We start from the raw sequence: 13,869 nt of genomic DNA, 5'->3' as shown, positions 1-13,869 counted from the left end.
CCCATGCACACCATCGCCTTTATCGATACTGAAGTAGACCCCAAGACCAGTAAGGTATTGGACATTGGGAGCATCCGAAGCGATGGGAATGTGTTTCACAAGGCCTCACTGGCTGAGTTTGTGCCATTTTTGCAGGGGACAGAATATGTCTGCGGGCACAACATCTTGAGTCACGACCTCAAATACATCGGCCCAACCCTTAAGCAGCCCGGGCTGCAACTTGTAGGAGTTATTGATACCTTGTATCTTTCACCACTACTCTTTCCTACCAAGCCTTATCATGCATTGTTGAAGGACGATAAGCTTCAAACGGAGGAGATGAACAATCCGCTGAACGATTCGATCAAAGCGCGCGATTTGTTTTACGACGAGGTCTCGGCATTTATGAGAATGGACGAAACGCTGAAACAGCTACTTTACCTGCTGTTGTGGGATAAACGGGAGTTTCGGTCCTTCTTTCGGTTTATAGGCTATAAAAGCACTTCACAGTCTGCTGATACTTTGATTCGGAGTCTATTTGCCAACGAGATATGTGCACATGCTAATATTGCCACACTGATAGAGCAACGACCTGTGGAGTTGGCCTATTGCCTGGCGTTGATTCATTCGTTTGCTTATAACAAAAACATACACTCCATTACACCACCATGGGTGCTGAAAAATTTTCCGGAAGTGGAACGGATTATGTTAGGGCTCAGAAGCAAGCCTTGCATCAGCGGATGTGCCTATTGTAATACTGCGCTGGATATACACAAAGGACTTAAACGGTTTTTTGGCTTTGATGCCTACCGCACCTATGGCGGAGAACCCTTGCAGGAAAAGGCAGTAAAAGCGGCATTGGACAACAAATCCTTGTTGGCCATCTTTCCTACAGGTGGTGGCAAGTCCATCACCTTTCAGGTACCTGCGCTGATGAGTGGCGAAAGTACCAATGGGCTCACCATTGTGATTTCACCCCTGCAATCGTTGATGAAAGATCAGGTGGATAACTTGGAAAAGAACGGCATTACCGAAGCAGTAACCATCAACGGACTGCTTGATCCGATAGAACGAGCCAAATCGTTCGAACGGGTAGAAGACGGATCGGCGTCTATCCTCTATATCTCGCCAGAGTCGCTGCGTTCGAAGTCCATCGAGCGGCTGCTGCTGGGGCGAAAGATAGTCCGTTTTGTGATAGACGAAGCACACTGCTTCTCGGCCTGGGGGCAGGATTTCAGGGTGGATTATCTGTATATCGGTGACTTTATTCGACAAATTCAGGAAAAGAAAAATTTGGAAGACGGCATTCCTGTATCTTGCTTTACGGCCACGGCCAAGCAAAAGGTCATCGAAGATATTTTACAGTATTTTAGAGAAAAGCTGTCGATAGACCTCGAGGTATTTAGTTCCAAAGCTTCCAGAACCAACCTCACCTACAAGGTTTTTGAGAGAAACGACGACGAAGAAAAATATCAGACTGTCAGGGATTTGATAGAAGAAAAAAACTGCCCTACAATTATTTATGTATCACGGACCCGGAAGGCTTTTTCTTTGGCCGAACGTTTGGCGAACGATGGGTTCAGTGCCCGATCTTACCACGGAAAAATGGATGCACAGGAAAAAACGGCCAACCAAAATGCCTTTATTGAAGGCGATGTCCAGATCATGGTGGCAACATCCGCTTTTGGCATGGGTGTGGATAAAAAAAACGTGGGGATGGTGATTCACTTTGAAATATCGGATTCGCTCGAGAACTATATTCAGGAAGCCGGACGAGCAGGTAGAGATGAAAAGATAGTTGCTGATTGCTTTGTGTTGTTTAACGAAGAAGACCTGAGTAAGCACTTTATTCTGTTGAACCAATCGAAGCTTTCTATCAGGGAAATTCAGCAAATATGGAAAGCTATCAAAGACATTACCCGATTCAGGTCGCATGTATCTAATTCGGCCCTGGAAATAGCGCGAAAAGCCGGTTGGGATGAGAATGTGGCCGAAATTGAAACCCGTGTAACAACTGCCATTGCAGCGCTGGAGGATGCCGGTTATCTGAAACGTGGACAGAATATGCCACGGGTATTTGCCAATAGTATTTTATGTAAGAATGCCCAGGAGGCCATCGAAAAGATTAACCATTCGAAAAAATTTCACGAATCTCAGAAACAGAAAGGCGTTCGGATTATCAAAAAGTTGATTGCAAGCAAAAGCCATAAACAAAATCCGGATGATGAAGCGGAGACCCGGGTTGATTATATCAGTGATGATTTGGGCATTTTACGCGAAGAAGTGATTAATATCATTACGCTTTTGCGGGAAGAAAATATCTTGGCAGATGCCAAAGACCTGACAGCATACATCAAGCGCAGTGAGCAAATCAACCGCTCGTTAAGCATCGTAGACTCATATGGTAAAATTGAGAAATTTCTTCTTGCTCAAATTGAAGAACAGGAGAAAACATTCAATCTGAAAGCCCTGAACGAAGAAGCCGAAGCTGAAGGTTGTAAGGATATCAGCATCAATAAAATAAAAACGATACTCAACTTCTGGTCAATCAAAAACTGGGTAAAGCGGCAAAACCTGGAGTATACCAGGAATCATTTGGCTGTAATAAGCCTGCATCCTATTGATGTGCTCCGAAATAAGTTGGAGAAGCGACGCGAACTGGCTCGCTTTATCGTGGAATTTCTGTATGAAAAATGCAGCCGGATTAGCACCGAAGAAGCATTGACCAAAGAAGAACTGTTGGTTGAATTTTCGGTACTGGAATTGAAACAAGCCTACGAATCGGGAATGAGCCTTTTTAAACTGAACATTGAGCTGGCTGATGTGGAAGATGTTCTGTTTTATCTTTCCAGAATAGAAGCGATAAAAATAGAGGGGGGCTTTTTGGTAACCTACAACCGACTAACAATAGATCGGTTGGAGCAGGACAACCGAAAGAAATACACCAAAGATGATTATGAAAAGCTGAATCAATTCTACGAAAATAAAGTACAGCAGATACATATTGTGGGCGAATATGCCAAGAAAATGATTGACGACTACCGAAGTGCGCTTCAGTTTGTAGACGATTATTTTCAACTAAACTACGGATCATTCCTGAATCGGTATTTTCCGGGAAGTAAGGCTGACACGCTCAAACTAAAGATGACGCCGGCTAAGTTCAGGCAACTGTTTGGCGAATTATCGCCCACCCAACTTAGCATTATCAACGACAACGAATCCAAATACATAGCAGTGGTAGCAGGTCCCGGAAGTGGTAAAACCCGCGTGTTAGTGCACAAACTGGCCTCACTCTTGCTAATGGAAGATGTAAAGCATGAGCAACTGCTGATGCTGACTTTTTCCAGAGCAGCGGTCTCTGAGTTTAAGAAACGACTGTATAAGCTGATTGGCAATGCTGCTTATTTTATTGAAATAAAGACCTTTCATTCCTATTGTTTTGACTTGTTGGGCAAAGTAGGCAGTCTGGAGAAATCGGACGATATTCTGAAGAAAACCATTGAGAAAATCAGAAACAATGAAGTGGAAATCAGTCATATTACCAAAACTGTTTTGGTAATAGACGAAGCTCAGGATATGAATGAAGACGAATACAATCTGGTGAATGCGCTGATGGAGCTGAACGAAGAGATGCGGGTGATTGCGGTAGGCGATGACGACCAGAATATTTTTGAATTCAGAGGCTCAAGCTCAAAATACATGGAAGATCTTATTCTTACCAACAATGCGGCTAAACATGAATTGATAGAGAATTATCGGAGCAAAAATAATCTGGTGGAATATACCAATGAGTTTTCGAAGCAAATAAAGCATCGTCTGAAAAGTACCGATATTTTTGCCCGACAACGCGACAACGGACAGTTGAAAGTAGTTCGGTACTATAGTAATAATCTGATTACACCAATGGTGGATGATATACTGGCCACAGGTTTATCGGGTACCACTTGCGTACTTACCAAAACCAACGAAGACGCCTTACAAATTACCGGACTGTTATTGAAAAACAAGGTTCAGGCGAAACTGATTCAATCTAATGAGGGATTTAGTTTGTATAATGTGCAGGAAATTAGGTGCTTTATTAATGTACTGAATCTGACGGATGATGTGTTTGTGATTTCGGAAGATGCCTGGGAGGCAGCCAAAAAGGAAATTGCCTACCAATTCAGAAACAGTCATCGACTGGATCTCTGCATGAACCTGATCAGGGATTTTGAGCAAAGCAATCCGAAAAAGAAATACAAATCGGACTTTGATACCTTCGTTCGAGAATCTAAATTGGAGGATTTCTATAGCGAAAATGGCGAAACGGTATTTGTTTCCACCATTCATAAAGCGAAGGGGAAAGAGTTTGATAATGTTTTCATTATGCTCGATAATTATAACGCTGAAAGCGACGAGGCCAAGCGGGTACTGTATGTAGGCATGACCCGTGCCAAACGCAATCTGACTATTCATTTGAACACCTATTTACTGGATGTCCCGTCCAAAGTGTTGGTGGACAGAATCGAAAACAAAGAGACATATTTAGTACCAAATGGTATTTCGCTGCACCTATCCCACAAAGATGTCTATCTGGGATATTTTGAATATGTGCAAAACAGAATTCGAAATATTGTCAGTGGAGATGCATTGATAATAAAAGAAGAAGGCTGTGCGAACTCCAACGGCGATTTGGTGCTGAAATATTCTCAAAAAACAGGAGAGACACTGAAATACCATGCCGAAAAAGGCTATAGGCTAAAAGAGGCCAAAGTCAACTTTATCGTGTATTGGCACAAAGAAGGTTCTGAGAAAGAGATCAAAATCATTTTGCCTGAATTGTATCTGGAGAAAGACAGAAAAGAAGAATAGTGTGCACTTTGTCCTTTAGTCCTCTTGCTGGCGCAGATCTCCTAATCTGTGGCCGATCTGAACAATAAAGAAACTTTCACAGGTATTTTAATCTATTTCGTATGACTTATTATACCCGATAAGGTATAATTTTGGTTTTTACTGATTTTATACCCGATAGGATATAAAATAGCGAATGTCTATGACTTTAAATGAATTAGTAACGTCAACCCGAACTGGCTGAAAATTCATGTTGGTAAGTGGTTTGTTCTTAGCTAGGAACGGAGAAATTCAGGATTGCGAACGGATAAAGTACACAAAGTGTTGCTGCTTTGATCTTGAGGGGCAGAAATATTGAAACAAAACCAGAAATCAGAGTATTTGTTCTTCTGATTTCTGGTTTTGTTTATTTACATTTGTGTGTTTTATTAACCTTAAAAAATCATGAAGAAATTAATTTATTTATTGTTTGCATTTGTATTTGGATACTACAACTGCGACGCAGCAAATCCTGTGCTGACCATTGAAGGCGGACAGCTTCAGGGTGTTAAAGCCGAAATAGAAGGAGTAACTGTGTATCGTGGAATTCCGTATGCCGCACCTCCCATTAAAAACCTCCGTTGGAAGGCTCCTCAGCCGGTTATTCCATGGCAGGGTGTGAGAATTGCCGACAAATTCGGGCATCCGGGTTATCAGTCTGTTCACTATCCCGGTGGTTATACAACAGAGTGGGGCTATGGTGATGAGTCACCTTATAGCGAAGATTGCCTCTACCTGAATGTATGGACAAAAGCTCCCGGTAACATTGGGAAGAAACTTCCTGTGGCTCTTTGGATTCACGGTGGTGGTTACAGAGAAGGGTGGGGCTCAGAGCCTGAATTTGACGGACAGGAATGGGCAAACAAAGATGTTGTGCTTGTTTCAATCAACTATCGTCTAGGTGTTTTCGGATTTATGACACATCCGGAACTTTCGAAGGAAAGTCCTAACCACGTTTCAGGTAACTATGGTATCCTCGACCAGATAGAATCTCTCAAATGGATTAAGAAAAATATCGCACAGTTTGGCGGCGATCCCGATAACGTTACCATATTCGGTCAGAGTGCAGGTGCCGGTAGTGTAAAAACACTCTGCGAATCTCCTCTGGCAAGAGGTTTGTTCAAAAAAGCAATTATCATGAGTGGCGGTGGCATAACGACAACCCCGCCTCCTGCTGCTGCTCCGGGTGCTCCTGCTACTATGCCGGCGTTTGCCCCTATGACTTTTGAACAGTCGGAACTTCAGACAAAGGAAATTATGGACTGGGCAGGACTTACAAGCCTTGAAAAAATGCGTGCTGCTTCTACTGAAACCATTTACACGCTTGGTAGCCTGTACAACGCAGTTACCGGAAAACGTACCCGTATGACTGCTATGCCTGTCGTTGACGGTTATGTTTCCCTTCAAAGCTTCGATGCTGCTGCCGTTGATAACAAACTGGCACAGGTTCCGTATATGATTGGTTACACCCTGAACGATATGGGTAGCATGGCTCCCGGTATCGCGGAATTCTGTCTGAATCGTGAAAAATTGGGAGGTAAGGCGTTTGCGTATGAGTTTGCCCGTCCTCTTCCAACCGATGGCAGAAGTGATGTACTCAAGGGAGCATTTCACTCTTCCGATCTTTGGTTTGTGTTCAAGTCACTCAAGCGTTGCTGGAGACCCTGGACGGCAGGTGACTGGGATCTCTCAGAAAAGATGCTGACTGCCTGGTCGAATTTTGCCAAATACGGTAATCCTAATGGAAAAACCGGTGAAAAGTGGGCGCCTTATACAAAGGAAAATCCCAAGTTCATGGTCTTTAAACTCGATGCAAGCGATAAAGAAAATTCAGGAATGGGCGAACCCTTAAAACCATAGGATTCCCTTTTTTTTTGATTTGATTCAAAATGTTGAATATTAATAAATTGAGTGGTATTTACTTTTAAAACAATGTAATTTCGCTCCTATGGAGCTCTGAAAAACATTATTCAATCATTTTCTACCATAATGTCGCTTCTCTGAAGCTTAATAAATGCTCCTTTGGGAGTAATATTATGGTAGTGATTTATTATTATTCACGAATCAAAAGCTCCGTAGGAGTGACATTATAAAAAGTCAAGATGATTTCATACGAAAATCATTAGCGTAGAGGAGTCAGAACAGATGTATAAACTTCGGTTAAAATAATCACGGAGGCTGTTTCATTTTATGAGGCAGCCTCTGTTATTTTGTTCTGCGAGAACCGGCAAAATATTCATTAAAAATAATACCAACGATAATCAGTATTAAGCCGATAAAGGTGGTTGTGTATATGTGCTCTTTCAAAACTAAGTGTATGATAAAGAGCGAAGTGAACGGGGCTAAATAACACAGTTGGTTGATAAGCACCGGATTGTTCGTTTTTTTTAGTGCAAGACTGAAAAAGATAAATGGTATGGCCATTTCAAATGCTCCGATATACATGCTGGCAAGGAATCCGTTGTTTGATGTAAGGTTTACTGGAACAAACAAAGTGGCAATCAGCAGATAGACAGAGCCGAACAGAAAGATGGCAAAAAGATTCACCGTATTGTCTACATTTTGATTCATTTTATTGACGATCCAGAATCCTGCCCATAATAAGGCACTCAGCAATGCTAACAGTAAGCCGGCAACAGGAATGGCTGATTGTTGGATTTGCCCGGAACCAGCCGAAATGATGATTACGCCTCCCAGCGAAAGCGCCATGCCGATGTATTTCTTGTGCGGAATGGGTTGGTGACTGACGATTGCTATGAGTATCAAAAGTAGGATTGGCCATGAATAATTAATCGGTTGTGCAATTTGCGCCGGTAATAGGGCATAGGCTTTAAAGAGAACAAGATAATAGATTACAGGATTCAACAGTCCAATGAGAGCATAAAGCAACCACTGTTTTGTGGAAAGTAATGCCAGCGAACTCCATTTTGACTGAAAGGTCATAACTGTTGCCAGAATGACAAGTGCCGTACAACTGGCGATGAGCAGCATTTCAAAATGCGTTTGCAGTTGCAATGCCAGTTTAAAGGCAGTAGCTACAGTCGACCAGCTAAGGACAGATAATCCTGCGTAAATGATTGCTTTATTTGAATTTTGCATTCTGTTTTATTGATGTTGGTGTATTTGGAAAAAGCAAATGCAAAAGACGGAAGAATTTTTTAGAAAAAGGCAAAAAATAATCCCAAAAAATACAAGAATCCTCTCAGGTAAGGTTTTTGGGTACGATGTGATTTTTTTGTAATTTTACTTACTGAAACAGATAAACCGGATATGGCTAAAAATAAGTTCTACGTGGTCTGGAAAGGCCGGCAAACGGGAGTGTTCAATAGTTGGGAAAGCTGTAAAGAGCAGGTGAATGGATTTGAAGGTGCCCAGTATAAAGGCTACCCGACAGAGTCGGCTGCAAATGCTGCTTTTAAAATGAACTACTGGAAAGCTGTCGGTGCCAACCAAAAACAATCTGTGATTGCAGTCGGAGAAGGCGGAGCAAAACCTGTGGTTCCAAGTTTGGCTGTAGATGCGGCTTGTAGCGGTAATCCCGGAAAAATGGAATATCGTGGCGTGGAAACATCCACCGGAAGAGAAATTTTCAGACAAGGGCCGTTTGAGCTCGGGACGAACAATATTGGCGAATTTTTGGCTATTGTCCATGGTCTGGCTTTTCTCAAGAGCCAGAATAGCGATATTCCTATTTATTCTGATAGTGTCAATGCTCTGGCCTGGGTAAAGGCAAAACATTGCAGAACGAAGCTGGAACGCTGTGCTAAAAATGAGGAATTGTTTCAGTTGATAGAGAGAGCCGAAAACTGGTTGAAACAGAACTCTTTTTCTACTAAACTGCTGAAATGGCCAACGACAGAGTGGGGCGAAATACCGGCAGACTTTGGCCGGAAATAAACGTTGCTTACTGCTACTTACCTTGCCATTGGTAAGCTCCGATATCCGGCGCATTTTCCCACAGTCGGTAAATGTCGTTCATGTCAAAGCAGAATGCGGGCTGACGGCTAATCTGTATATCTGCTTTTTTTCTGAGTAGCGATTCTTCTGTCAGACGGAAGTCGTAATAGCCGTCCTTGTTAATGGTGCTTCTTACAAATAATTGGTCTCTGGGATTCCCCCATAGTACATTTTTGATGAACGGCGAATGAATCGGGTTTGACATCAGGTAGCAATGGTCAAACGAATACTTCAGCGGCGTGTTGCGTGTTGTATCGGAAATCATTATTTCGTTGGACATCGATCCGGTTATGACGCAATTGATAAACTGCGCACTGATAGGTGTTGGAACCGGAGCATGCCTGTCATTATTGCTGTTGAGTAACATTACCGAAGGCGTTCCGTCACGTCTCTTTCCGGCATAAATATCGTTGTAATAGTTGGCAATGGTATTGTGTACAAACGCGTAATTTCCCCCCATTAAGCTCAGGCAACTACTTCTGCAATTCGAAATTTCGCTGTTCCATAAAGTAAGATTGGCATTGTGTGATGCAATTCCACACGAATCAAAATTTTGAATCCTAGTGTGGTTAATTACGATAGAAGGAGACGAAGTCAATGACGGGTTGATAATGTGAATGGCTGTTTTTCCGCTATTCAAAGTTACAAAGTCAAGCAAAACCGAGCTTTGAGCACCCAACACCTGAATGCCGTTCCACTGTCCTGACAGATAATTGTACGGGACATTGTCAAAAAGCTTATCCAGCCGATCACCCCGGAACAGAATTCTGGCTTTTTGCTCTCCTTCCGCTTTTAAGTTTCCAACAATTTTCAGCGATGCATTTTTATGAAAGTAGAGCGTGCTGCCCGGTTTTATGGTAAGCGTTTTGTCTTTGTCAATGGCCAGGTAATCGTAAATGAGATAAGGTTTTGTTCCGGAAAGAGTCGTGTCATTATGAATGGTTTTGCTTCTGAAAATCTCGACATCCTGCCCGTAAGCCTGAAGTTGTACACTTTGCCGGTTGCCGTTTGTGATACAAATAATAGAGTCCTTAAGCAATAGCGGATTGTCTTGTTTGGTCGGGTTTACGGTAACGCTGACAAAAACATAAAGGCTGTCGTGAGCCCGTATTTCAACATTGGAAATCTGATTGTTGGCAGGGATCGTTCCGTCTACTACCATGTGAAAGCCGGTGGTAGCTCCGTTAGCGAGAGTGATTGAACTGATGGATACTGGTTTTGAATTATGGTTGTATATCACAAAGCCGCTGGTGGTGGAACCGATCGTGCTGAATACCGTATCGAACGAAAGAGAGTCTTTTGAAAAGCTGAGTTTGTAATTCGGGTTGGTTGACATGGATTCGTCTGAGCAGCTGTTGATGATGCAGCTACTTGCTATAATGAGAAATAATATGAGAAACCCGTTTTTCATTCCAGAGCTTTCTTTTTGCATTTAAAACGAGAAAACAGATGGCATATTATGTCTGATAATCAGAAAAAAGGTCATGAAATCAGATATTCTATCCAAAGTAAAAATGCAAACAACAGGTTGGCCTGTCCGGTGCGGATCAGTAATTGGTTGTAAGCTTTTCCTTTTGCTTTGCGTAACTGAATAAATAATCCAATCCCCATTGCCACGACAGCATAGCACAGACCGGCTGAGTTCGCCAGATACAGGCAGGGAATGATTAGCATAAAGAGCGAAAAATATTCCCATTCGCCGAATTTTTTCCCGAAACGGACAACGATACTCCGTTTACCGGCCTTTTTGTCGGAGTCGATGTCGCGAATGTTATTGATTGTGAGAATCCCCATAGAAATGAGACCGCTCACCATTCCAAGCCAGAATGCCTTTTCTGAAAATTGTTCAATTTGCAGATAGGTGGTGCCGAGTGTGGCAATCGGGCCGAAGAACGCCAGCACAAATAAATCGGCAATACCCAGATAGCTGAGGGAGTAGGGGGTGGCTGTATAGAGCCAGGCGCAAAGCAGAGACACACAGCCGATCATCAATATGGGGAGTCCGCCTACTAAGGTCAAATACATGCCACACAACACTGCAATAGCAATATCAATGATGATAGCTTTTTTCATGGTTTGAGGAGAGACCTCCCCTTCGGCAATGGCGCGTTTAGGTCCAAGCCGTCCTGCTTTGTCGAGTCCTTTCTTGAAATCGTAGTAATCGTTAATCAGGTTGCTGGCAATTTGGATGGTTAATGCGGCCAATAAGGTGACTAACGCAATGATCCAGTCGAACGTGCGTTCTTCGGCAGCAATGATTAGTCCCACAAAAACGGGCGCTGTGCCTGCACCAAGCGTGCCGGGACGCACAATACGTATCCATTTGAGTATAGATGATTTCATTCTTATTTCAGTTTGATTCCAAGTTCCAAATTTCAAAATTTCAGGTTTAGCTTTGCGTATTTCTTCGATTCAAAATTCCATCGGATACTTTCGTGTATTCGGATGAATGGAATTTTGGAGTGTTGAAATATTGAAATTTATTTTACCCCTTTGTAAACGGTTGCAACGCCGAATGTCAACGGATGGTATTCTACGGCAGTAAAGCCAGCTTCACGCATCAGTTGGGAGAAACCTTCTCCGTATGGAAATTCTTTCACGCTGTCGGGTAAATAAGTATAGGCCGATGAATGTTTGGAGAAAAGTTTGCCGATTTGTGGCAACACGTAGCAAAAGTACAGGTCAAACAGTTTGCACAGCAGTTTACTTTTGGGGCGCGAAAATTCAAGGATAATGGCTTCTCCTCCGGGTTTCAGTACGCGGTACATCTCGGAAAGACCTTTGTTCGGATGGAGAAAATTGCGGATGCCAAACCCAACGGTGACTGCTTCGAAGCTTCCTTCTTCAAAGCTGAGGGCTTCGCAATCTTCCTGAGTGAGCGTTACCATTTCAGAGAGGCCGAGTTTTCCCATTTTCTTGCGTCCGAAACTGAGCATCCCTTCCGAAATGTCGATGCCGAATACTTTTTTAGGAGCCTTTTTGCGAACCAGAGTAACGGCCAGATCGCCAGTGCCGGTGGCTACGTCAAGAAAAGAACTGCCTTTGGGTGCAGTGATGAGGCTTACCGCTTTATTGCGCCAGAGGTTGTCGATACCGAGCGTGAGAAAATGGTTGAGAAAATCGTATCGCCATGCAATTGCATCGAACATGTCGCCTACGCCGGATTTATCAAGAGTCATGAACTTTAATTTGAAGATTAGAAATTTGAAGATTAGAAAATGGAAAAGCAATGATACCGTGATTCTTTTGACAGAATTGAATTGCTCAAATTGGCATATTTTTACATTTTCAAATTTATTACAAAGATAAGGTTTTGTCTTTGATTTATTGGCTGCAAAAATGCTAATTGTTGGCAGAAAGCCAGGGATTACGTATTTAGAAGTTTAGCAAAGGGCAGGTTATTAATTTTCAAATGCTGCTAAATCAGATTAGGGACGGCCTTGTCCGGTGAGTCAAAAAACAAGTGAGTGAAGCGTAAAATCGCTCACTGTTTGAAACTCCTGACGCAAGGAAGGAGTGAGTTTGGACGATTTAGCTTGGCGAATGCTAGTTTTTTGAGCGAAGCGGGCATAGCCTTGAATTTTTTGCATCCTTTTTGATTCAAGGCAAAAAGGATGTCGGGGTCACAGGGGCGGAAGCCCCTTATCAACATCTTTAATGTGTAATCCCTGAACAGAAAGCGGTCGGGCAGGAAATAATTCGTACCTTTGCATGCTCAAACAATTTCAAGACTGGAAGTTTCAATATTCCAACTATTGAGGGTATAATGGAACGTTGTATTGAAGATTGTTGATGCAAAACCGGAATTCCGGGATATGGAATTTTGGAACCTGAAATTTTGAAATTGAATTTACTTTTATGGCATTACAGTGTGGTATAGTGGGTTTGCCCAACGTGGGTAAATCGACTCTCTTTAATTGTTTGTCGAATGCGAAAGCGCAATCGGCGAACTTTCCTTTTTGTACAATAGAACCGAACGTGGGTGTTATCACTGTTCCCGATCATCGTCTTACCGAACTGGCAGAAATCGTAAATCCACAACGTGTTGTGCCTACTACGGTTGAAATAGTGGATATCGCCGGTTTGGTGAAAGGTGCCAGCAAAGGCGAAGGTTTGGGCAATAAATTCCTCGCAAATATTCGTGAAACGGATGCCATTATTCATGTGTTGCGTTGCTTCGACGATGATAACGTAGTGCATGTGGATGGTAGCGTAAATCCTATTCGTGACAAAGAAATTATCGACGCTGAGTTGCAGTTGAAAGACCTTGAAACGGTGGAAAGCCGTTTGTCAAGAGTGCAAAAACAGGCGCAGACCGGTGGTGACAAACAGGCAAAACGTTTGGTGGATGTACTTTTGCAATATAAAGAAGTACTCGAACAGGGTAAATCAGCCCGCGTAGTGACTTTCGACAGCAAAGAAGACCAACGTTTGGCAAAAGACCTTTACCTGCTTACTAACAAACCGGTATTGTACGTATGCAATGTGGACGAAGCTTCAGCTGCGAGTGGAAACCAATACGTGGAACAGGTACGCGCAGCAGTGAAAGACGAATCGGCCGATATTTTGGTAGTTGCTGCTAAAATCGAATCGGAGATTGCCGAATTGGAAACATACGAAGAACGTCAGATGTTTCTCGAAGAGGTCGGCCTGACCGAATCGGGTGTGGCTCGTTTGATTCGCACAGCATATCACTTGCTCGATCTGCAAACCTACTTTACCTGCGGTGTGCAGGAGGTTCGCGCATGGACATTCGGTCGTGGATGGAAAGCTCCGCAGTGTGCCGGCGTTATTCATACCGACTTTGAAAAAGGATTTATCCGCGCAGAGGTAATCAAATACGACGATTACGTTCGCTTGGGCTCTGAAGCAGCCTGTCGCGAAGCCGGAAAAATCGGAATTGAAGGAAAAGAATATGTTGTTCAGGATGGTGATATACTTCACTTCCGTTTCAACGTTTAATAAGATATTAATCGTGCTTATGGATGTTCGGGTGACCAGTCAGCTCCCGGACTTGATGCCGGGGAGGTCGTTTTGTGCGAACTCTCCGGTTTTCTTTTGTTC

Annotated in this window: 8 protein-coding genes; 4 read left to right on the top strand and 4 right to left on the bottom strand. The window is 43.0% G+C overall.

The window, feature by feature from the left end:
* Positions 1-3: 3 nt before the first annotated feature.
* Both F8N35_RS06505 and F8N35_RS06500 read left to right on the top strand, forming a co-directional pair.
* Positions 4-4,830: a RecQ family ATP-dependent DNA helicase gene (locus F8N35_RS06505; RefSeq protein ID WP_293050607.1), complete on the top strand. Its 4,827-nt coding sequence runs from the start codon at positions 4-6 to the stop codon at positions 4,828-4,830.
* A 423-nt stretch (positions 4,831-5,253) separates the two neighbouring features.
* Positions 5,254-6,708, top strand: coding sequence for a carboxylesterase family protein (locus F8N35_RS06500; RefSeq protein WP_293050606.1), 1,455 nt, complete (start codon positions 5,254-5,256; stop codon positions 6,706-6,708).
* A gap of 345 nt (positions 6,709-7,053) precedes the next feature.
* Here F8N35_RS06500 and F8N35_RS06495 read toward each other — a convergent pair whose 3' ends face one another.
* Positions 7,054-7,947: a DMT family transporter gene (locus F8N35_RS06495; RefSeq protein WP_293050604.1), complete on the bottom strand. Its 894-nt coding sequence runs from the start codon at positions 7,945-7,947 to the stop codon at positions 7,054-7,056.
* 171 nt (positions 7,948-8,118) lie between these two features.
* Here F8N35_RS06495 and F8N35_RS06490 point away from each other — a divergent pair, with 171 nt between their 5' ends.
* The gene (locus tag F8N35_RS06490) at positions 8,119-8,745 is read left to right on the top strand and encodes a ribonuclease H family protein (RefSeq protein WP_293050602.1); all 627 of its coding nucleotides are present in this window, start codon (positions 8,119-8,121) and stop codon (positions 8,743-8,745) included.
* Positions 8,746-8,758: 13 nt separating this feature from the next.
* On the opposite strand, the gene F8N35_RS06485 is transcribed toward F8N35_RS06490, so the two are convergent.
* From F8N35_RS06485 to ubiE, 3 genes are all read right to left on the bottom strand, one after another.
* Positions 8,759-10,216, bottom strand: coding sequence for a hypothetical protein (locus tag F8N35_RS06485; protein WP_293050600.1), 1,458 nt, complete (start codon positions 10,214-10,216; stop codon positions 8,759-8,761).
* A 71-nt stretch (positions 10,217-10,287) separates the two neighbouring features.
* On the bottom strand, positions 10,288-11,148 hold the full coding sequence (gene menA / locus F8N35_RS06480; RefSeq protein ID WP_293050598.1) for a 1,4-dihydroxy-2-naphthoate octaprenyltransferase: 861 nt from the start codon (positions 11,146-11,148) through the stop codon (positions 10,288-10,290).
* Between the two features lie 137 nt (positions 11,149-11,285).
* A complete protein-coding gene (ubiE, locus tag F8N35_RS06475; RefSeq protein WP_293050596.1) occupies positions 11,286-11,984 on the bottom strand; it encodes a bifunctional demethylmenaquinone methyltransferase/2-methoxy-6-polyprenyl-1,4-benzoquinol methylase UbiE in 699 nt (232 codons plus the stop codon).
* A 679-nt stretch (positions 11,985-12,663) separates the two neighbouring features.
* Between ubiE and ychF the strand changes: the two genes are divergently transcribed.
* The gene (ychF, locus tag F8N35_RS06470) at positions 12,664-13,767 is read left to right on the top strand and encodes a redox-regulated ATPase YchF (RefSeq protein WP_293050594.1); all 1,104 of its coding nucleotides are present in this window, start codon (positions 12,664-12,666) and stop codon (positions 13,765-13,767) included.
* The last annotated feature ends 102 nt before the right edge of the window (positions 13,768-13,869 follow it).

The sequence above is a fragment of the Paludibacter sp. genome (genome assembly GCF_009712605.1).
Taxonomy (GTDB): domain Bacteria; phylum Bacteroidota; class Bacteroidia; order Bacteroidales; family Paludibacteraceae; genus Microbacter.
This window is presented reverse-complemented; position numbering and strand designations above follow the sequence as displayed.

Bases quoted from the DNA above. Each gene is read 5' to 3' on its own strand.
- F8N35_RS06505 (WP_293050607.1), top strand. From the start codon at position 4: ATGCACACCATCGCCTTTATCGATACTGAAGTAGACCCCAAGACCAGT.
- F8N35_RS06500 (WP_293050606.1), top strand. From the start codon at position 5,254: ATGAAGAAATTAATTTATTTATTGTTTGCATTTGTATTTGGATACTAC.
- F8N35_RS06495 (WP_293050604.1), bottom strand. From the start codon at position 7,947: ATGCAAAATTCAAATAAAGCAATCATTTACGCAGGATTATCTGTCCTT.
- F8N35_RS06490 (WP_293050602.1), top strand. From the start codon at position 8,119: ATGGCTAAAAATAAGTTCTACGTGGTCTGGAAAGGCCGGCAAACGGGA.
- F8N35_RS06485 (WP_293050600.1), bottom strand. From the start codon at position 10,216: ATGAAAAACGGGTTTCTCATATTATTTCTCATTATAGCAAGTAGCTGC.
- menA (WP_293050598.1), bottom strand. From the start codon at position 11,148: ATGAAATCATCTATACTCAAATGGATACGTATTGTGCGTCCCGGCACG.
- ubiE (WP_293050596.1), bottom strand. From the start codon at position 11,984: ATGACTCTTGATAAATCCGGCGTAGGCGACATGTTCGATGCAATTGCA.
- ychF (WP_293050594.1), top strand. From the start codon at position 12,664: ATGGCATTACAGTGTGGTATAGTGGGTTTGCCCAACGTGGGTAAATCG.